17 protein-coding genes and 2 pseudogenes are annotated in these 21,099 nt (G+C 39.7%); 7 read left to right on the forward strand and 12 right to left on the reverse strand.

Features of this window, described 5'->3' with window-relative positions; genetic code table 11:
- Nucleotides 1-309: 309 nt before the first annotated feature.
- Nucleotides 310-1,187, reverse strand: a pseudogene (locus N1I86_RS03465) (IS982 family transposase).
- 290 nt (nt 1,188-1,477) lie between these two features.
- Nucleotides 1,478-2,410, reverse strand: a pseudogene (locus N1I86_RS03470) (RNA-guided endonuclease InsQ/TnpB family protein); the annotation flags it as partial.
- A 487-nt stretch (nt 2,411-2,897) separates the two neighbouring features.
- On the opposite strand from N1I86_RS03470, the gene N1I86_RS03475 reads away from it, so the two are divergent.
- From N1I86_RS03475 to N1I86_RS03485, 3 genes are all read left to right on the forward strand, one after another.
- Nucleotides 2,898-3,515: a hypothetical protein gene (locus N1I86_RS03475; RefSeq protein ID WP_004439450.1), complete on the forward strand. Its 618-nt coding sequence runs from the start codon at nt 2,898-2,900 to the stop codon at nt 3,513-3,515.
- Nucleotides 3,516-3,533: 18 nt separating this feature from the next.
- On the forward strand, nt 3,534-3,713 hold the full coding sequence (locus tag N1I86_RS03480; protein ID WP_004439447.1) for a hypothetical protein: 180 nt from the start codon (nt 3,534-3,536) through the stop codon (nt 3,711-3,713).
- Between the two features lie 336 nt (nt 3,714-4,049).
- Nucleotides 4,050-4,793 (forward strand): HAD family hydrolase, encoded by a 744-nt coding sequence (locus N1I86_RS03485; RefSeq protein ID WP_341094965.1) that lies wholly within the window; start codon nt 4,050-4,052, stop codon nt 4,791-4,793.
- Nucleotides 4,794-5,045: 252 nt separating this feature from the next.
- Here N1I86_RS03485 and N1I86_RS03490 read toward each other — a convergent pair whose 3' ends face one another.
- The 6 genes from N1I86_RS03490 to N1I86_RS03515 form a co-directional block, all read right to left on the reverse strand.
- Entirely contained in the window at nt 5,046-6,062 is a 1,017-nt protein-coding gene (locus N1I86_RS03490) for a FecCD family ABC transporter permease (protein ID WP_341094968.1), read from the reverse strand.
- Entirely contained in the window at nt 6,059-7,093 is a 1,035-nt protein-coding gene (locus N1I86_RS03495) for a FecCD family ABC transporter permease (protein ID WP_327797609.1), read from the reverse strand. Before N1I86_RS03495 ends, N1I86_RS03490 begins: the two co-directional genes overlap by 4 nt.
- An 80-nt stretch (nt 7,094-7,173) precedes the next feature.
- The gene (locus N1I86_RS03500) at nt 7,174-8,115 is read right to left on the reverse strand and encodes an ABC transporter substrate-binding protein (protein WP_327797608.1); all 942 of its coding nucleotides are present in this window, start codon (nt 8,113-8,115) and stop codon (nt 7,174-7,176) included.
- A gap of 70 nt (nt 8,116-8,185) precedes the next feature.
- Nucleotides 8,186-8,809 carry a nitroreductase family protein gene (locus N1I86_RS03505; RefSeq protein ID WP_003354244.1) on the reverse strand — a complete coding sequence of 208 codons (624 nt, stop codon included), beginning with the start codon at nt 8,807-8,809 and terminating at the stop codon, nt 8,186-8,188.
- A gap of 21 nt (nt 8,810-8,830) precedes the next feature.
- Nucleotides 8,831-9,652: an ABC transporter ATP-binding protein gene (locus tag N1I86_RS03510; RefSeq protein WP_341094970.1), complete on the reverse strand. Its 822-nt coding sequence runs from the start codon at nt 9,650-9,652 to the stop codon at nt 8,831-8,833.
- A gap of 563 nt (nt 9,653-10,215) precedes the next feature.
- Nucleotides 10,216-11,184, reverse strand: a complete 969-nt coding sequence (locus tag N1I86_RS03515; RefSeq protein ID WP_040341383.1) for an ABC transporter substrate-binding protein — start codon at nt 11,182-11,184, stop codon at nt 10,216-10,218.
- Nucleotides 11,185-11,377: 193 nt separating this feature from the next.
- On the opposite strand from N1I86_RS03515, the gene N1I86_RS03520 reads away from it, so the two are divergent.
- From N1I86_RS03520 to N1I86_RS03535, 4 genes are all read left to right on the forward strand, one after another.
- Nucleotides 11,378-12,379: a FecCD family ABC transporter permease gene (locus tag N1I86_RS03520; RefSeq protein ID WP_341094972.1), complete on the forward strand. Its 1,002-nt coding sequence runs from the start codon at nt 11,378-11,380 to the stop codon at nt 12,377-12,379.
- Nucleotides 12,376-13,428, forward strand: a complete 1,053-nt coding sequence (locus tag N1I86_RS03525; RefSeq protein ID WP_341094974.1) for a FecCD family ABC transporter permease — start codon at nt 12,376-12,378, stop codon at nt 13,426-13,428. Before N1I86_RS03520 ends, N1I86_RS03525 begins: the two co-directional genes overlap by 4 nt.
- Nucleotides 13,429-13,451: 23 nt before the next feature.
- The gene (locus N1I86_RS03530) at nt 13,452-14,282 is read left to right on the forward strand and encodes an ABC transporter ATP-binding protein (RefSeq protein ID WP_327797605.1); all 831 of its coding nucleotides are present in this window, start codon (nt 13,452-13,454) and stop codon (nt 14,280-14,282) included.
- A 118-nt stretch (nt 14,283-14,400) separates the two neighbouring features.
- The gene (locus N1I86_RS03535) at nt 14,401-15,423 is read left to right on the forward strand and encodes an IS1595-like element ISBsm2 family transposase (protein WP_341094977.1); all 1,023 of its coding nucleotides are present in this window, start codon (nt 14,401-14,403) and stop codon (nt 15,421-15,423) included.
- 778 nt (nt 15,424-16,201) lie between these two features.
- On the opposite strand, the gene N1I86_RS03540 is transcribed toward N1I86_RS03535, so the two are convergent.
- The 4 genes from N1I86_RS03540 to N1I86_RS03555 all read right to left on the reverse strand — a co-directional run bounded on the left by N1I86_RS03540 (nt 16,202) and on the right by N1I86_RS03555 (nt 21,096).
- The gene (locus N1I86_RS03540; protein WP_341094979.1) at nt 16,202-18,019 is read right to left on the reverse strand and encodes an IucA/IucC family protein; all 1,818 of its coding nucleotides are present in this window, start codon (nt 18,017-18,019) and stop codon (nt 16,202-16,204) included.
- A 197-nt stretch (nt 18,020-18,216) separates the two neighbouring features.
- Nucleotides 18,217-19,224, reverse strand: coding sequence for an MFS transporter (locus N1I86_RS03545; RefSeq protein ID WP_341094981.1), 1,008 nt, complete (start codon nt 19,222-19,224; stop codon nt 18,217-18,219).
- Nucleotides 19,225-19,234: 10 nt separating this feature from the next.
- Nucleotides 19,235-20,536, reverse strand: a complete 1,302-nt coding sequence (locus tag N1I86_RS03550) for a lysine N(6)-hydroxylase/L-ornithine N(5)-oxygenase family protein (protein WP_341094984.1) — start codon at nt 20,534-20,536, stop codon at nt 19,235-19,237.
- Entirely contained in the window at nt 20,506-21,096 is a 591-nt protein-coding gene (locus N1I86_RS03555) for a GNAT family N-acetyltransferase (protein ID WP_234395464.1), read from the reverse strand. Before N1I86_RS03555 ends, N1I86_RS03550 begins: the two co-directional genes overlap by 31 nt.
- Nucleotides 21,097-21,099: the final 3 nt, after the last annotated feature.

Genomic DNA, 21,099 nt, shown 5'->3' on the forward strand with positions numbered 1-21,099 from the left:
CTAGGATGATCCATTTGAAAAATCTCACAAATCTTCTAAAGAAGATAATCCCATCTTATTCCTGAATCCCAAAGGCTCCTTGTTAAGGGACATTCATTATGAGGGTTTGGAAAAGTCTTTACTCCACAGTAAAGTGATGCGGATCTCTTATAGGTTCTTGCGACTTAGACCCGCCAAAGGTAGCTTCCTTAGACAGAAGAGTGAATTATGGATCTCACATGTTATATTAGTTAAAATTTTTTGATTTTTATCAATTTTCATTGCGAAAATGCACTTTTTAATACTAATACCCGTGGTGCTAGTTGAGTGTCAGCGCTCAACCAGCCCTAGTGTGACCAAGGAATAAGCCAACAAGATGCCATCGAGTGCCACTTCAAACCCGGCCATGGAATTCGCTCGAATGTCGGTGATCCGGTATTGGTCTACGAGAATCGAAAACACCGTCTCGATGACTTTGCGTTTTTTCCTGATCCATTCTTCCCATGCCTTGGATGGGCCGTGCTTTTGATTGTGTCGAGACGGTGTCCAGAACGCGGCTTGGTGTTCTTCGTACAGCTTTTCTCGAAGAGCGTGGCTGATGTACCCTTTGTCCCCAAAGTTGTAGGGATGAGGGATTTGAGTCATCACCGTTTCAGCGGCTTTGACGTCGTGGCAGGACGCTTCCGTCACGACATAGCCCATGGCCAGCCCTTGATTGGTCACTTGAAGATGGACTTGAAACCGTAGTACCATTGCTTTTTGGAAGCACAATACCCCATATCCGCGATCCCTCGAAACCGCTTGACGCGCCGCACTCTTGCGGGATGGCACAACGGAAGAGGCAAGCTGTCGACGACCGCATAAGCATGGTGTTGGCCACGTTTCGCCAGCTCATGACGGATCCATTTGATGGCGAAACCAAGCGCCCGGCGGCGGCGGTTGTATCGGGAGCGTTCAAGAAACGAGCCGTTTGTGAACAAATTTCCCGTGACAAAACGATGCCAGGCTCGTTCGGAAGAAAAGCCCGGCGGCTTCCCCAAAAGGTGAACCGCCATGACCACTTCGTCTTCTTGCTTGACCAAGTGACGGTTGCGGCGATGAAGATACATTTGAATCAACGACAGTTGGGCAGAAACAAAACAGAAAATAGCGGCATATTGTTTTTGAAGTTTGGCTGGATCTGTAGTAAAATGAAAGTGCTCTTGCATGGGGGATCTCTCCTTTCGAATGTTGGGTGACACTTTCATTCTACTGGAGATCCGCCAGCAAGGGCTATTTTTATGCTTGTCTGAGTTTTATCTAGCACCACGGGTTACTAATATATAGATGTATTCTAATTTTCATTTTTTTCCATTACAGATTTTTTATCATTCAAGAAGTGAACTACCCTCCACTTATCAACCTTACGGTTTGATTGAAGTGGGGGCTTCTCGGGTAATCCCGTCTAATGACAGAAAATTGACCGAGCTAACCCTCTCGTTCCGAAAGTTATTATTCTTTATGCTAATAAGCGTAATCCCTCATTTTTGATATTGATTGCTGAATTGTGATCGCGATCTAATACAAAGCCGCAAGAACATTTATATACACGTTCAGATAATGGCATTTCTTTTTCCTTGCCGCAACATGAACACTTCTTAGTGGAGGGAAACCACTTATCAATTTTCACAAGTTGTTTCCCCTGTTCTTTTAGCTTATACGCTAAGAAAGTAGTGAACATCCCCCAGCCGTTATCATGAACGCTTTTTCCAAAGTTGAGGGCTTGAGACATGCCTTTCATGTCTAAGTCCTCAATAATCACAGCGTCATAGTTTGTTGCTAATTCTTTTGACTTATGATGAAGAAAGTTTCTGCGCTGATTCGCTGTCTTTTCATGTAGCTTAGCCACTTTCAGGTGTTGTTTTTCCCATCTTGCAGAACCTTTCTTTCTTCGAGAAAGAATTCGTTGTGCTTTTGCTAATTTATCTAAGGCTTGCCGATAGTAACGTGGGTAATTGGCTTTCTTACCCTGTTCACTCTCGACATATAGACCATCCATAGCAAAATCCAACCCAACAACTTTCTGTATTTTAACTGGACGAATATCTTTCTCATATTCTGTCAAAATTGAAATGTAGTATTTGCCTGTCTTTGTTTTAGAAATAGTGCAAGATTTGATTTTATAATCAGCAGGTATCTCTCTATGCTGTTTCATTTTTATTGGCTTTTTGATTTTTGGCAGTTTGATATGACCATTTTCTAGCTTAATATTTCCGTTAACCATATTAGTTGTATAGGATTGTTTTGCTTTACGATTTTTGAACTTTGGAAAATCCGCATTTCCTTCAAAGAAATTCTTATAAGCAGTCTGTAAGTTCATTTGTGCATTTGCCAAAGCTAAAGAATCCACTTCTTTTAGGAATGGAAATTCACTTTTATATTTTGGACGGGTAGTATTTTTTCGCCCTTCGGGTTCGCTACGCCGAAAAAATCTCCACCCTAAACCCTTGCATTCCGAAATTCGGCGGGTGCTGGCCTGTCGCCAAGCCGACCAGACTCAAAACGAGGATTTTCGGAGGTCAGCTTGCTCCGTCCATTGTACCCGCCGAACCGCCCAGCTCATCCGTCCGTGATGGGTATTCTTACGCCATATTTAAACACGCAGAAAGACCGTGGGGGCTAGCCCGGGCTAGCCCCCACACCCCCAGCCAGCCTCCCACCTCAAAACGAGGGGAAAGGCAAAACCGTAGAAGCCTTTATTTTGGCTTCTAGGCCTTTTTAAGGCTTACCCCTTATAAAAAAAAAGTCTAGTAGTCTATAAAAATCGCCATATGGGCGAATATAGGGCGAATAAGCCCTATTAGAAACAATTATTTGGACAAACAATTCCATATTATTGTAAAATTGTTGTGATACATTTTTCGGATAGGGGGATTTTGATGAAAAGAATGGGAGTCAAGCTAACATCAGGGGTTATTAGCGGTTTGTTATTAGTAGGTGCTGTTGGTGTCCCGGCTCAAAGTGCTTTTGCAAGTGAAAATGAAAGTACTCAAGAAATAACAGTAACACCAAGTGAGGCAACAGAAACCAAGGAAGTTGTTTTTACTGATAAAGAAATTCAAGCAATGGAAAAATACTTTTCAAACTTTAATGAGGAAGAATTTTACAGTTACTGGAAAACTGCAGTATTAGATACTCAGTCTGAATTTGTTGATCCAAGTGTTGCTTCGCAATTATTGACTACTCAAGAAACAACAACCGGTATACAGCCAAGAGGTAAAATTACTTATAGTGCTAAAGCTGGTGCAAAAATTATTAAAGCAACAATGAACAAAGTTGGTAAAAAGGCTTGGAATAAAATGATCAGCAAAGTAGAGTCAATGACCGGGACTGAACTAGTTGTTTTTCACTGGGAGTCTATCAATAAATTCTTAGATTTTGCTGCAAACTCTGGTGATACCATAGAGGGTGCATTGACAAGTTATCTTGTTAAACATGGTTTTAATAAAACAGTTGCTAAATATGTTTCTAAAGCTTTTGTTTTGGTCGTTTTCTAAATAAGGGATTGATAGGTGATGAGTAAAAAAAATCAAATTTTTTTAGCTATACTTTTATTTTTATCTGTGCTGGGTTTCATTATTAATATGATACTTGATCCTAGACCTCGTTTGCTTAAAGCTTATAATTTGCTAGTTGTTATTGCTTGGGGTGTATTTGTTTTTCGTGTAGGCAAGGAAAAAGGTAAATTTGGTTAATTTTACGGAAGCAAGAAGCCTTTAGCGCTAATAAGCGCTCCTGGAGAGGACTCCTATATTATGATTATGGGAGTCCTCTTTCTTTTCCGCCGGGAGAGGGCAAATTATGGGGAAGTGTCAACGGTAAATCGGACAAGAACGTGTAGAAATTCGTATGCCTAAGACGATATTAGAAAAATTGGAGCAATATCAAAAAGAAAATGGGATTCCAACTAGAACAGCCGCAATCTTAGAATTGTTGAGAAAGGGATTGGAAAAATAACTTTGGCTAAAGCCAACCGAAATTCATCTCCCACCTACTCATTGGTGCTATTCGCACCTTCACATTCCTAGAGGATGGGAGACTTCTTTCGGAAAGACGTTAAACTAGTCTTAATGGATTTAGATAATACATTATTGCCCTTTCAATCGTATTGGGAAGAAGCAAATAAGGATGTTTTCCACTCTTCTCATTTAACGAAAAACCTTGATTATCATAAATTTCTCTCTTTATTTAAAAGATATGATAAAGAATTATGGAACCTCCATTCCCAAAATGTCATATCTTTAGATGAATTGCGCCAACAAAGATTAATAAAAACGTTAAACGATTTTCAAATGGATATTACGGTCGAAGAATCTCAGCAGTATTTTCAAGAGTTTTTTCAGAATTTATTAGATAGGATTGCCCCGGACTTTACGCTACATCATCTGTTGACGTCCATAAAAAGCCATTATGAACTTGCAATTTTAACAAACGGGAAAAAATCAGAGCAAAAAGAAAAAATAAAGAGAATGGGACTGGATCAAATCATTAAACCTACCCATATTTTTATTTCAGAGGAGATCGGTTTTGAAAAACCCGATCCTAAAGCATTTTATTATGTTTTAGATAAATTAAATAAGAATCGTGAAGAGGCTATCTACGTTGGAGATTCTTGGTTAAATGATATAGAAGGTTCGGTGAAAGCCGGTCTTAAAGCTGTATGGATCCATCCTTCTTCCACTTTGCCAGACCCTTCTTATCATTCAAAAGTGTATATATGCCCGTCTATTTTAGAACTGGAAGAAGTTTTACAAACGATCCAGATCCCAAACTAAACTCAACAAAGTAACAATGTCTAAAGCTCTTTTACGGGACAATTGGATGAGATGATGTTCTAAATTTAGCAAGACTAAAAAAGAAAACCATATTCTTATCGAAAGAATATGGTTTTCTTTTTCCAAAAAACGCTTCTTTCTCCTTATTAGAAAGTTCGAAAAAATTTTATGTTCTTTTAGTACAATCTTTTCTAAGAAATATATGTATATACAGCAAGTGCAAAAAAGGAGCTCTTACATGATCATTAAACATTATTCTTTTACCATTAAATAAAGAAAGTATGGAACTCCAATGATCGACACAACGATTCCAACCGGTATCTCTGCGGGTGCTACAATATTTCTTGCGATCGTATCGGATATTAACAAAAGGAGCGTCCCTACTAAGGCTGACACGGGCAATAACAACTTATGTTTCGGACCTACTAATTTTCTGGCAATATGCGAAGAAATCAGACCTAAAAAAGAGATCGTTCCTGCGACAGAAGTAGCGACTCCGGCCAATGCAACCGCAAAAAGAATCAGTATCCGTCGTGCTTTTTCCACTTGAACGCCTAATCCGATGGACAAGTGATCGCCTAAAAGGAAAACATCTAAAAATCTTGCCTTATAAATTGCGAAAAACAGAAAGACTATGATCCATGGTAATATGGTGATGACATATATCCAACTAGTCCCCCATATGCTGCCTGAAATCCAAACCATTACTCTATTAAATTCCTGTGTGGTAAATCGAAGTTGAAAGATAATCATGAGAGCTTGAAAAGCAGAGTTTATTCCGATCCCGATTAAAATCAATCTTGTAGGATTGATCCCTTTTTTCCAGGCAAACAAGTAGATGAGCACGGCCCCCAATATCGATCCAAAGAAAGCTACAACAGGCATCGTCCATATAGTTAAATTACTTACCCCGTCGTAAACATTCCCGTTCATAAAATATATGTACATCACGACGGCTAACGCCGCTCCCGAACTAATTCCCATGATGCCAGGATCCGCTAAATCGTTTTTGGTGATGCTTTGAAGAATGGCGCCAGATACGGCTAAAGCGGTACCTACCAGTATCGCCATCACAATTCTGGGGAGTCTCATACTAAAGAGAACGATTTCTTGTTTTCTAGTACCTTGTCCAAGAAAGGTTTGAACGACTTCCCATGGTTTGATCGAAAAAGAGCCTAATTGTAAACTAATCAGAATCGTGAATAGAATAAGAATTATAAAAACCGTTGTAATCCAAATCACTCTTTTCCGTTTACCATATGTGATCATGACACTCTAGCACCCTTTCTTACAAGATACAGAAAAAACGGCACTCCTAATAGAGCTGTTATGGAACCTACGGGAGTTTCGTAAGGCTGATTGATCATTCTTGCGATGATATCGCTAAACACTAGCAAAGTAGCCCCCAACACAAATGAACAAGGTATGATCAATCGATAATCCGGCCCAACCAAACTTCTTACTATCTGAGGCACTATAAGCCCTACAAAAGCAATATTTCCCGCCACTGCTACGGAACTACCACTTAACAAAATAACGATGATGATTCCCATTATTCTTACAGTATTTGTCTTTTTCCCTAGACCAATCGCCACTTCTTCCCCTAAGCTTAAGATGGTAATGCTCGGTGAAAGGATGATGGCCGCAATGACTCCCCAAATCCCTGCGAAAAAGAGCAACTGAACCCCTTCCCATTTTGCCGTTGTCAATCCACCTACAATCCAAAAACTCAATTGCTGTGATAAATTGTGGTACATGGCAATGGCCACCGCTACTGATATAAACAAAGTCCCGAGCGCTGTTCCGGCTAAAGCCAGCTTAGCGGGATCCACACCATTTTTCGACCTGGAGCTGAGAAAATATACTAGTAATCCACTCAAACTTGCACCTACAAACGCAATAAACATAAGGCCTGCGCCACCTATTTTCGCTTGCATGGCAAAAGCAATGGATATCGTGAGAGTGGCGCCTTGAGTGATGCCTAAAACGGAGGGTTCTGCAATCGGATTCCTTGTCATTCCTTGCATAACGGCGCCTGATACGGCCAGGAATGCTCCAACCAGAGCCGCTGCGACTGCTCTAGGCAATCTCACATCTCTCACAATTTGAGAGTCTAAAGCATGTTTTCCCGTAAAGATACTGTTCATGACGGTCGAAAAACTGATGTCTTTCGCTCCTAGAGAGATGGAAAGTCCAATACCAAAAACCAACAGTATCAACCCAACTATCAAGAGAGAAATCGTCATGATGACTCGCCGAGACGTCAATTTTTGATGATATACTTGTGATATTTCATCCATTGTGTATTTGCTCCTCCTGAAAAAGCAATACGGGCTGACAAAAGGTAGGATTATTCCTTTCGTCAACCCTGCTTACTATCCTATTTCTTTGTTACTTTTTCTTTTATGTCATCTAGCAGAAGTTCTTTTCCGATTGGTTGATAACATTGAGTAAAGTAAGGGGAGCTATTAAGGAATGTTACATTCCCTTCTTTCACAGCTCTCATCGATTTCCACACAGGATTGCTTTCTAAATTCTTCTTATCTGCATCGGTGGCAATCATAATGATGTGATCGGCATCAATTTTGGATAATCCTTCAATCGTCACTACAGGCAATGTAATTCCTTTTTGTTTTGGCAGATTAGCTGGTTTTTTCAACTTCATGTCATCATAAAGAATGGAACCCACACCGGCATCGGCTAATACAAAGAATTGGCCGCCGCTCGCTAATACGGATAAATACGTTTGATCCCCATTTTTAGCTGTAATTTCTTTTCCATCTTCTTTCGCCTTTTGGTCATAAGCGCTCAGCCATTTTTTTGCATCTTTTTCTTGGCCAAATAACTTGGCAACATCCATCATTCTTGCTCTCCAGTCATTTCCATAATCCTTCATTACAACAACGGGTGCAATCTTTTTCAATTGATCATAAATTTTTTCTTGTCTTTCGCTCATGATAATCAAATCAGGATTCGTATCCAATATCGCTTCTACATCCATCGTATCGTTCATGTTGTAGCCTACAATTTTCGCATTTTTCATTTTGTCTTTCAAATAGCTTGGGAACTCTTTTATGTTATAGGCATCACTGTTGGCGGTCGCCACCGGCGTATGACCTAAGATGAGCAAGTCTTCGCTGGCACCGGAAATATCCGCAATGCGTTTCGGATTCGCCGGAATTTTCACATCGCCTTTCAGTGTGCTGACCACTCTAGTTTTATTATCCTCTTTGGCTTCTTCTTTTTTATTAGAGCACCCAGAAAATATAGTAAGTGTTAAAAATAATGCGACGATAAGCGCTAAAGACATTTTGTTCTTCATGGTGTTTCCTCCTACATTTCTTAAAATGACTAATTGATGCTGTTATATAAATGGGCTTTTTGAACATTTGCTAGAGTTTTGTATCGACGGAAAGTGAAAGAGAATGAACCCACTCCTGCAATGCTCTTCTCGGTTTTGCTTTCGGTATTTTCTCTTCATCTATGTATCCTAAATGAACAGAACCTATGATTTTTTTAGAAGAAGGGATCCCTAACTCTTTTGCAAATATCGGATCATGAATATAAGGATTAGTCCGCCACACAACCCCTATATTTTTCTCCCAACATAATAATTGAAGGTTTTGAATAAACGCACAAGTAGCTCCTATGGATTCAAAGTCTTTTTGTTCATCTCCAAAGAGATCCGTTGCTACAATTAACGTAATAGGAGTTGATGAAAAATACTGCTCATACGCCTCTCTTATCTTTTTCACACGCTCTTCAGAATAAGCAGCCAACACTCCGGTTCTTTCGTAACTTTTCATCACACAATTCAAAAAATACTTTTTCTCATCCTCAGTAGATACGATGGTGACAGACCAAGGTTCTACTTTGCTGTGAAAGGGTGCATAAGCAGCCATTTCCAACAAGTGTTCCACTTCTTGCATAGGAATGGGAATTTCTTTTGTTACTCGAATCGTTCTTCTTGACACAATGACCGATTCGATGGCAGATTCCGGTTTTAGCATCTCCATAAGCTCCACCTTCTCCTTATATCAGATCCCCGCCGCTTTTCCAATGTCAAGTTGCTCATCTTTCAGCAAATCGTAAGTCAGACACACAGGCCTTTTGGTTCTCGGATCTTGCACAATTTCTGCGTCAATCTGAAAGACCTTCTTTAATATTTCAGTCGTCATCACTTTCTCTGGCTCCCCTTCACATACGATTCGCCCATCGCACATAGCAACCATATAATCGGCAAATCTCGCTGCATGATTCAAATCGTGCAAAACCATGACAACTGTTCGATCTTCTTTTTTATTTAATTCCTTGAGAAGCTCGAGTACTTCCAGTTGATGCGCTAAATCCAAATACGTGGTAGGTTCATCTAGTAAGATGGAGTCCGTTTGTTGGGCAAGTGCCATGGCAATCCAGACACGCTGTCTTTGCCCGCCAGATAAAGCATCAACCGGACGATCTTTAAATGGTAATGTTCCTGTGACAGTTAACGCCCAATGAATGATTTTTTTGTCTTTCGCTGTTATTCTTCCAAAACCGCTTTGATGAGGAAAACGGCCATATGTGACCAGTTCAAAAACCGTCAGCCCTGATGGCGCATCCGGTGCCTGCGGCAAAATAGCCATCTTCTTGGCAATCTCCTTCGTCGATTGTTTATGAATGGCTTTGCCGTCCAAATAAACAGTGCCTTTCTTTGGTTGCATGATGCGCGCCAACGTTTTTAACGTAGTGGATTTTCCACAGCCATTAGGACCTATAATAATGGTCATTTTCCCTTTAGGGATTTTCAAATTCAGATCCTCAACGATTTTCCTTTCCCCATATGAAATATCAAGATTTTCAGTAGCTAAGTAAGGCATTGCGATCCTCCTTTCTTTTAAAATGACCCGATCTCCGCCTGTATTGTTTGGTTTTATCCGCGAAATCGCTTTTATGTCATGAAAACCAACTTTTATAATGATAATCATTATCAATTATAAACTTGAAATCGCTAGTGTCAAGATTATTTCTTAAGAAACACAGCTTAGTCCCTTACATCATTTGTGTGATCCTACGAAAAAAATCAATAAAGCGAAAGCGGAGAAAATCCTTTTTCAGAAAAAGATAAAATGCAAAGCCGAAACAGGATATAAGGATATCGAAATATCTGATTTTATATTCTTCAAATCAGCGTTAAAAAGAAATTCCACACCTATTGCAAAAAAGTAAGAAAGCTTTTGACTAAAAAGGAACTCGCAGCGTACATGCAGGCTGACTCCATAACATATTGAGTCAGCCTGGGCTTTTTTTACAAAAACGTTTGAGTAAAATCAATCGAGTGAAAATTCAGTCATAATACGATATGATGACATCAATCTTTTTATGAAAAACGTGTATGAATCCAAGTTTCAACAACAAAAAAACATTCACAACAACATTCTTCTTAAGATTGCTGATCATTAAGAAAATATTTTTCAATATCATCCAACATTAAATTAGCAGCGATGACACCGCCTGCCGTATTCCAAATAGCATCGTCCACTTTATAAACTTTATGATTCTTCGAAACGGATAAATTTTTGAAAATCGGATCAGAAATCCAATCCTTTTCTAATTCATTTCCTTTATTGTCACCGGTATCATAAGTGAAATAGAAAAGAATGTCGCCATCCATAGCAGACGCACGCTCTTTTGTTACGTGTTGTTCCGCAAAGTCGTTTTTATCTTGTGAGGCAGGGCGAGCAAATCCTAGTTGGTCTAAAATCACTCCAGAAAAGGTGTCTTTATGATAAATCCGAACATCTCCTGGAACAAATCGAACGACAGAAACTTTCATCTTTGTTTTGTCCCCTAGCTTTTGCTTTAATTCCTTTACACGATTATCAAATTTTGCAATGACTTCATTGCCTTCTTTTTCTTTATGTAAAGCTTTCGCATAAAGTTTGAAATTTTCTTTCCAATCTCCTCGTAGTACATCAGAAAAAACAGTAGGCGCAATAGCGCTTAATTGTTTATAAATTTTTTCTTGGCGCATTTTATTCCCAATAATCAAATCCGGTTTCAATGAAGCGATTTCTTCTAAATTTGGTTGGTCTTCTGTACCTACTACTTTGACGCCTTTCATCTGATCTTTAATATGATCATACCAAGGATTCCCTTCCCATGATTGAACAGCTCCAACCGGTTTCACACCCATCGCAAGCAAAGCTTCTGTCCCTTCATTGGTTAAAATTACAACACGTTTCGGTGTCCCTTTAATCTTTGTAGTACCCATGGCATGTTTGACCGTATAGCTGGTGCTCGGAGAAGCGGTGGTTTTCTTCGAAGATGTATCTCCGCTGCTGCTACAAGCTCCCAGAGCAAAGACAGCAACAAGAATGAGTAAAAAAGTAGTTAGTTTGGTAGAAACCATTTGCATATTATTCCCTCCCGAGATAATTGATAGTAATTTTCATTCTCAAATACCATATTATGAGTGATAGATCCGGTTGTCAATGATTAATTGAAAATGATTATCATAGTCATTGACTGTTTATTATTAATTTTCTAGACTATTAATGAACAGGGATGTTGAAATCGATTAAATAGACAAGGAGAAAGACCTTATGTTAAGCAGCTTTACGACACGATTGGTTGGATTAATCGGAGGAATCATCGTTCTAACGATTTGTATTGGCTTGAGCATCATCTTAGGATACACCGATACAAACGTACGAGCAGTGATAGATACTTTTCAAGATTTTAGCGGCTCAAATACTCAACTTGTCATTAAAAATGTTCGTTTGCCACGAGCTTTGATTGGCGCATCGGTAGGTGGTTGTTTAGCTGTAGCGGGAGCTCTTATGCAAGCACTTACCAAAAATCCTCTTGCTTCTCCTGACATTATGGGAGTAAATGCTGGTGCCGGCCTCTTTATAGTAGTCGCTGTTATCTTTTTTTCTGTTAGTTCGCTCCATTCCTTTACATGGATCGCTTTTCTAGGAGCTGCCATTGCCTCTTTTATTGTCTACTGCCTTGGATCACTAGGTAAAGATGGTCTTACACCGATGAAAATGACATTGGCGGGTGCTGCGATTGCCGCTATGTTCGGCTCATTGACCCAAGGGCTGCTTGTTATCAACGAATCTTCTTTAGATCAAGTTTTATTTTGGCTGGCGGGATCTGTTCAAGGACGAAAGCTTGAGATTCTTTTTGCAGTACTTCCCTATATGATTTTTGCTTTTGCCTGTTCCTTTTTATTAGGAAAGCAAATCAATATTTTAGTCATGGGTGAGAAATTGGCGAAAGGATTGGGCCAACGAACAGGGATGGTCAAACTCCTTATGTCTTTAATGGTCGTACTCTTGGCCGGAGGAGCCGTTGCGGTTGCCGGTCCGATCAGTTTTGTGGGTGTCATGGTTCCGCATGTTGCCCGTTGGCTGGTGGGAAATGACCATCGTTGGGTTCTCCCTTATTGCGCTGTTTTAGGTGGAATTTTTTTGATTATCGCGGATATTGGAGCCAGATATATTTTAATGCCTGAAGAAGTACCCGTCGGCGTGTTGACGGCTTTCATAGGGGTTCCCTTTTTCATTTACATAGCGCGCAAGAAAGGAGAAGCGTTATGAAAAATCATCTGACTTTGCGAACCAAGTACTTTTCTTTTTTAATCAGTAAAAAGTCTTTATTTCTTATTCTGTTTCTTTTTATCCTTTTGCTCGTTTGTTTTACAATCAGCGCAAGCTTGGGAGAAACGTTTATCAACCCATTTCATGTGATCGAGGTATTAGTCGGAAAAGGAAATGCATTTGAACAATTAGTGGTGACTCATTTTCGACTTCCTCGGATTCTCATTGCTATTTTAGTGGGAAGCAGTTTGGCTGTAGCTGGCGCCATTCTACAAGGAATGACGCGCAATCCTCTAGCTTCTCCTGACATTATGGGGATTACAGGAGGAGCCGCTACTGCGGTTGTGCTCTTTTTGACTTTCTTTAGTGACAAAGATAATAATTTGACCGTCAGCATTCAATGGTTGCCTTTGAGCGCATTCGTGGGAGCCACCGCCGTTGCACTGCTTTTATATATCTTAGCCAACCACGGCAGGAATCTTTCCCCTATTCGTTTAGTGTTAATTGGAATCGGTTTATCTGCTTTCATGAAGGCCGCTACGACACTCTTTATGATTACTAGTCCTATTTACCGTGCGAGTCAAGCCAATATTTGGATTACGGGAACTGTCTATGGATCTGACTGGCAAGATGTAAACATACTATTGCCGATTACGACTGTATTAATGTTGATCAGTTTCCTCATCATTCGGGACATAAACATTCAAGAATTAGGCGAACCAATTGCCAAAAGTGCTGGAAATCGTGTCCATACATATCGTTTCCTGTTTTTATTGATTTGCACAGGTTTAATCGGCAGCGCAGTTGCTTTTGGAGGAACGATTGGTTTTGTTGGCTTGCTGGCCCCTCATATCAGTCGGAGATTAGTCGGATCTTCCTTTGGGTATCTGCTTCCTTCATCTGCTATCATGGGAGCTCTTTTAGTTTTACTGGCTGATCTGGTCGGAAGAACGCTGTTTTTACCCATTGAAGTTCCGGCTGGTGTTTTTACGGCGTCTATTGGAGCCCCCTATTTTGTCTATCTTTTATTGAAACAAAGGAATCAGTAATTGCTTGGAAAGGAGAGAATGACATGGAAGCCATTGAAACAAAATCATTGACTTTATCATATGGAGACAACGTCATTATTGAAGAGTTGGACTTACAAATCCCTAAAGGGGAAATTACGGTGTTTATTGGCAGTAATGGATGTGGCAAATCCACATTGTTACAATCTTTAGCTCGATTGCTTAAACCGGCTAACGGGACGATCCTATTAGATGGAAAGCAGATTTTGAAACTGCCAACAAAAGAAGTGGCAAAACAGCTTGCCATTCTCCCTCAAGGCCCTATTGCACCGGAAGGGATTACCGTATTGCAGTTGGTTAAACAAGGACGCTACCCCCATCAAAGGTGGTTTCAACAATGGTCAGAGGAAGACGAAAATAAAGTTCTAGAAGCATTAAAACTGACAGGAATGGAGACGCTGGCAGATCGTCCTGTGGATTCCCTTTCAGGTGGCCAGCGGCAAAGAGCGTGGATTGCCATGACGCTGGCCCAAGACACTGACACGATTTTATTAGACGAACCTACTACGTATTTAGATATGGCTCATCAAATTGAAATTTTAGATTTGCTGTTTGAATTAAATGAAACAAAAAAACGCACGATTGTAATGGTGCTGCACGATTTAAATTTAGCGTGTCGCTATGCTCATCATTTGGTCGCCATTCATGATAAAAAGGTATATGATCAAGGAAAACCTGAAGAAGTGGTAACATGCGAACTTGTCAAAGATGTCTTTCAAATCGATTGCCAAATTGCGGTTGACCCTATTTTCGGCACACCGATGTGTCTTCCCCACGGAAAAGGACGCCGGATTGTACAAAAAGCCGGCCCAACACTACGAGCGGCGGACTACTAATCAAGAAAACGAAATAACAAACAAACATGCTGTTTTTTATAGGCTATTTTCGTATAGATTGTTGCTATATAGGACATTATGTACAATAGAGTCATAAAAGGTAGAAAGGGTGTTCCGTATGGCAATGGCTTGGCACGATGTTTACCAAGACTTCTATACACTTCCAAAGAAAGAACAGTTGGAATTATTTAGAGCCATTAAAAAGGACTTGTTTCCAGAGCCAAAATCCGACATTTCAAAAATGGTCAGAGAGGTTCGTGAAACTCGCTTTTCTAAAGGATTAGCGTGTGTTCACTGTGGAAGTATGTCCGTTAAACGTAATGGGAGATATCGTTCTCGCCAACGGTATCTATGTAAAGATTGTGGGAAGTCATTCAACGATATGACAGGTAGCCCATTGTCAGGAACAAGATACCCTCATAAATGGCTGAAATACTTTGAGATGATGGTGAAAGGCTACACATTGCCAAAGATAGCGGAAGAACTTCATATTCACATTTCAACTGCCTTTTATTGGCGACACAAAATTCTATATGCGATTCGTTCTCTTGGTCATCCAACACTAAAGGGAATCGTGGAAAGCGATGAAACTTACTTTTTAGAAAGTGAAAAAGGCAAAAAGTTCATCGCTCACAGAAAGGCTCGTAAACGTGGCGGTGTAGCCAAAAAACGTGGCATTTCTAAAGAACAAATTTGTGTGGTAGTTGCACACGATAGAAACGGACAAATCCTTTCCCAAATGGTAGGAAGAGGTCGTGTTACGGCTATGGAAATTGATGAGGTGTTAGGAAAACATATTGACACCTCTGCTTTGCTATGCACAGATACAGCAACCAACTATAAAAAATTCGCTACGATGAAGGGATTACAACACGAAGCCATTAATGTTCGCAAAGGTGTCTATACAAAGAAAGGAATTTACCATATTCAACACGTCAACGGGTATCATACTTGTTTGAAAAAGTGGATGGATAGGTTTCAAGGTGTAGCAACGAAATACCTTGATAACTACTTATTCTGGCATCGTTTTCTTGAATTGAATAAGAAGATACCGAAAAAAGAACAAGCGAAAGAAATGTTCCTTGCCTCTTGCCAACAAGTAAATTTTACAACTGTTGAAACAATTAGAAGGAGTGCATAAATTAATCCCCTCCTAAGGCATTGACCTTGTAATTACTTCAATGACTAACGTAAGAACACCTAAAACGATGGTCATTAAAGTTGAACTGAATAATACTTTTCTACTGACAACAGTAAATTTTTGGTTTCTAATGAACTTTCGATAAGCAAAATAGACGAAAATACCCAATATAATTGAGAAAATCCAACTTATTAAGCCCACTTGTGTAACCAATTTTCGCCAATCGAAAACCCAAAAGTATAGAATGGCGAAATGAATGGCTACTAAGGGTATCGTTATGATTACCGATATTAACCTTAACATAATCATCACTCCCAGATTTATTATACCATTATTTTTGAAAAAATTTGGTAAACATTTATTGAGGTTATTAGCAACAATTTTTTAGAAAAGAGCCTTTTTATAAAACGACCGGCTTATTTGCAATGAAAAATGATCATATGAATCGAATGAATCCTTTCTACTTTATTCTACTCATTTTTTGTACAACTGGTCGGCTATCTGTTTCATTTAGATTCATCATTTTCAGGTGTTCTGCTAATCTTTATAACGGCTAATAAAAAACATGAAATCATCCATTCACAACAGGCAGATCTTATTTGAAGATTGGCAGAGAACTGCTCCTTGTTTAAGACTAATTAATACTTCCATGGTTTCTCTTTTACAAGATGTAAAAGAACTTCAATGAATGGTTCATTCATTGAAGTTCGCCCTTTAATATTGAGAATTTATATGATAGGGGGTGGGATCATAAACGTTTTTAACGCAAAAACGATAATTACTTCTTCTTGCTAGTCTGAATGGCTACTTCATACAGTGCATTCGACACTTCTCCATACTCGCTGGCATGCGGACGATCCTCTCCGTCTGCATAACCATAATCGAACATGCGATTTCGATTCAGTGCCAACTTTGTAAACGTTGGACGCAACAAATCAAAGAGCTTGAATCGGTCTTGTAAATGCGAAAATTTTCTTTGATATGATAGGATTTCTTCACGAACAATGCCCCAAAAACGATACTCAGAAAATTGTTCTTTTTCCTGTAAAATGTTGCTTAAATACCGGAAATGGCAAATAAATAATCCGGTTAAAATAAATTGTGTCAATCCTTCAGGCGGCTCGCTGCGCAATACTTTTTTCAACTCGGGAGACAACACCTCAAGTTCCGGAAGAGGCTGGTCGCTAATATTGACATCATCGACAAAATCTTTCATAATGATGCGCTCTGGCTTGTAATCTTTTAACACAAGCACCGTATTTTGGCCATGCGGTGAAAACACGGTACCGTACTGATATAAATAATGAAGCAACGGTGGCAGAATCGCTTTTGCAAGCTTTTTCACCCATTGTTCTACCGTAAGACCGGATCGTTCCACTAATTTGGATACGAACGGAGTTCCTTCATGGTCTACATGCAGCAATGCTGCAAGTGTAATCGCTCGCTCACCTTCTTTCAGTTCCTTATAGACGCTTTCTCTCCACACCACACCAAGCATTTCAAGATATTGATAAGGAGCTCCTTTTAAGTTCGTATACGTGCGGTGATCGACATTGATGGTCGCCACTTCTCCCAACAGACCAAGGCGGCATTCTTCCTTTAAAAACCAATCGTTTTCCAGAATATTTTTCATATACGTCGTTACTTTGGGAGCGATCACCGTTCTCTCGCTCGGCAATCCCCTGTATACAAGTGTATTAAAAATGCTCATCGGCAGCTTCACATGAAACTTTTCCTTGCTTGTTACATTCACAAAAGTGCGAATCGACTGTTGAGGCAGATATTCATCTTCTCCTTCTCCTAACGGAATCAACTCTTTTCTTGCTATTTCAGCAGCAAACATAGACACAATCACATTGTTCCATTGCCAGGCATGTATGGGCATGAAATAATAATCCTTCGCTTTGACTCCTGCTTCTTCCAGCTTTTTCAGAAAAAGCTGATAGGTTTTTTCACCAAGTTCTTGTTCGATCACATGCTGATAAGTTAAACCGTCTACCGAATGAAAAGTGCCAATATTTCGATGAACGGCAATCCATGACAGCTGGACCTTTTTCTTTTGCTCCGGTGCGTATTTGACATAGTCATCATACCCGAATCCAATACGGCCTTTATTGTATGTGATCCAAGGATGCCCCGTCATTTCTCCTTCCAATTCCGAATAATCTAATAAAATCAGGTCTTGCGATAACTTGGATCTTTCTTTCAAATGAGTATCCGCTACTAATGTATGTAAATACTCTTTTACTAAATGTCCCGCCGTAGAACTTGACATGTTTCCTTCCTCTTTTATACTTAACAAAAAAGCAAGAGACTGTGGTATATCGCTTTTTTCATTCGTTACCACTTTGATGCTCTCTGGTAAAACATAATAACTGTCAAATAGGCGAGGTTTTGCCTGGAAATAGTAAACATTTCCTTTTTGATCTTTCCATTCGCAATACCGAATGCCTTCTGACTCATCCTCACTGAATACCTTAGGTATTATAATTTCCTCATACATGAACTCTTGAATCATTTTGGCTAAAAGTCGTTGATCGGCTTCTTGAAAAGCTTTTTCTGTTATCATATGGACAGGAGTTTCACAAATTTTCACGACGTTCAACTCTCCTTTTCATTGAATTTGAAGATGATGGATCCATATGGATAGAACTCAAGATTATGCTCAGTGTCGAACCCAATAAAAGAAAACCACACAGGAGAAAAGGTGCTTCCAAGCCGTTATGCTGCACCATCATCAAAGCAGCCATCGGCGATAAAAGCAGGGAAACATTTTGCATCGACGAGACAATACTATAAGACAATGGCGCTTTTTTTCCGATTCCCATTTGGAAAAATAAAAGATCTAATGCCGCCAGACTTACAAAAAAACACATACCATACAAGATTCGAATGAAAACAAACAACCATATGCTTCTGGCAGCATTGGATAATAAGCAATCCCCCGGTTATACCCGTTAAGCTAATGAAGATGGCTTTCATATGCGTTTTTAGACAACGCTTCGGCAATAAAAATTGCAGTACAATCGCCACAATACTTGGTAATACATATAACAAGCTTGATACTTGTTTGGTTAGGCCAAATCTGTCGTCAAGAATAACCGTAAAGTAGGGACGTATGGCATTATGTCCAATATAAAAGAGAAAGACAGTGAGCAAATATCCTAAAAATTCCACCGACCACCTTCTACTTTTTCTTTTAACGGAATCTTCTTTCTTTTTTACACACCCCCTTTTTCTCATCGCTTCATTGCGAGAGAAAACAAAGCCACTTGCGATCGCAAAAACGAAATCTATGAATGCAAAAACGTAATAGCTGTCGAACTGGAACGGCTGGTTCACCATAAAGCTTCCAGCCATTCCCGATACGACCACACTCCCATGAAAGATCCATAAATAAGTCGTCGTAGCTCTTACTTTTTCTTCCTCATTTTTGCTTGCAGCCACGAGCGTCGGATATAACAAATAAATTCCGCTTTGGAAACAGAGCAAAATAAGTGAAACGATTAAAAAATAAGGAAACGTATGGCCCATAGGGAGGAGGATTTTGCACCCTCCCATAGCTGTCAACAAGATCGGTATACATTTCTGAAAATCTCTTAATTTCCAAATCATCGCCCACAGTGGTGTCATCACAATCACAACAAGGCGACAGCAAATGATAAAGAAGCTCGTCGCTTGCACCCCATCCACTTGAAAATAGTCGGAAAATAGCTGCGGATAAAACGGGGATAACAGCATTTCTGATATCAACGTAAACAGTAGACAACTGTAAATAAATCCTTTTTCCCTGTTCGTCATTTCTTTTTTTCTACAGCCCGAATTGTTGAAACACATTTTTTTCATAGGTTTGGTAAATTTCTTTACCTGCCAACTGATTGATAATCGTTGCATTTCGAAAGGCGCCTAGTCCCAAATCAGGTGCACCTACACCGTGAGTATGAAGTTCGCCGTTTTGAACGAATATGCGGTTTTGCCCTTCCTTGTTCAACTTCACTTTATAATTTTCCTGAATGACAAGTTGTTCGTCCTCATCCCAATCCACGATATGCTTGATTCCTTGCAAACAATCCGGGATATAAGGATGATATCCCGTTGCCAGGATCACAACATCACTATTCAATTGGTGACTCTTTTCTTGTTCATGTTGGTACAGCGTTAAACGATATAGATGATCCCACTCTTCTATAGACACTAATTCGGTTAATGCTTGCAGATGAACATTCAGCACTTTATTTCCCACTGTCCGTTCATACAATAACTCGTAAATGTCGGCAATGGTCTTAAAGCTGATCCCTTTGTATAGCAGCGCTTGTTTGCTCAAAACTTCTTTTTTCTTTTCTTTCGGCAGCCTATAGAAATATCGTGTATAATCTGGCGAAAAATGCTCGAGACCAAGTTTGGAATATTCCATCGGATAAAATCCTTTGGATCTTGTAAACCAATTCAACTGGTAATCATGTTCCGGCTGCTTTAACAATAAGTCGTGGAAAATCTCCGCTGCACTCTGTCCGGATCCAATCACCGTAATCGAATTCGCGTTCAAAATATTATCTCGCTTGGTCAAATACTGACCAGAATGAAAAACTCGATCACCAAGAACGTTTTGAAACTTATCGGGAACGTACGGTCTCGTTCCTACGCCTACTACTACATGTTTCGTGTGATACGTTTTTCTTTCCTTTTCTTTCTGGCAATAAACGGTCACTCGATAATATCCTTCTTCTGTTTGCTCAATGTTCTCTACTTCACATCCAAACTGAAGCTGTGGAAGCTGGCTGGCCACCCATTGACAATAGTGATTGTATTCTGTACGTGGGATTAGGAATTTTTCAAAAAAGTAAAAACGATACAACCTGTTATGCTCATGTAAATAGTTGAGAAAGCTGAAACGGCTTGTTGGATCGACCATCGTTACGGCATCTGCCATAAAAGGTACCTGCAGAGTCGTTCCCTCCAACAACATTCCCGGATGCCAGTCAAATTGATCTTTTCGATCAAAAAATATGGAACGACAATCTGTTTTTTCCAGTAAAGCAGCCAATCCAAGATTAAAAGGACCGATTCCGACGCCAATTACATCTAAAATCTGTTCTCTTGCCAATCTGTCCATCTTTTTTCAAATCCTTTCCTCTCACAAATCATAAATAATCCTGTTTTATCAGGGAGATCCACCTCCTTAATGGGCTGAAAACCGCATTTTTGGAATATATGAATCATTTTTTCATTTCTCACATCGGGCTCGGCCACAATGCGAGTCGTTTCTTGAACTTGAAATTTTTTATGCAAAATGGTTAACAATAACGGATAAATGTAGCCTTTTCCTAAAAACTCCTTTGGTCCTATCAATAAATGAATGCCTTGATCATATTCATCAAATTGATAATATTTCCCGATAATATCATCCTTCACCCAGTAGGACTCCCAATAGCTCATTGGAATCCCGTCCATTTCTCCAATGAGAAGTATTTGATGATCGTCATGCAGAAATTTCTGTAAATGTGCTTTATACTCGGTAAAAGGGATATTTAAGTTCCAAAAGGGAATGACATGCGGCTCATGCATCCATGAATGAAGCCGACTCACATCTTCTTCTAAACGAACCGGCCGAAATGTAATCTTTTTTTGAATGACGGGATCGTACCTTTCAAATGGATAGCTCTGTTGAGCCATGAT

The organism is Bacillus sp. FSL W8-0116 (assembly GCF_038003825.1).
GTDB lineage: Bacteria > Bacillota > Bacilli > Bacillales > DSM-4216 > Bacillus_O > Bacillus_O smithii.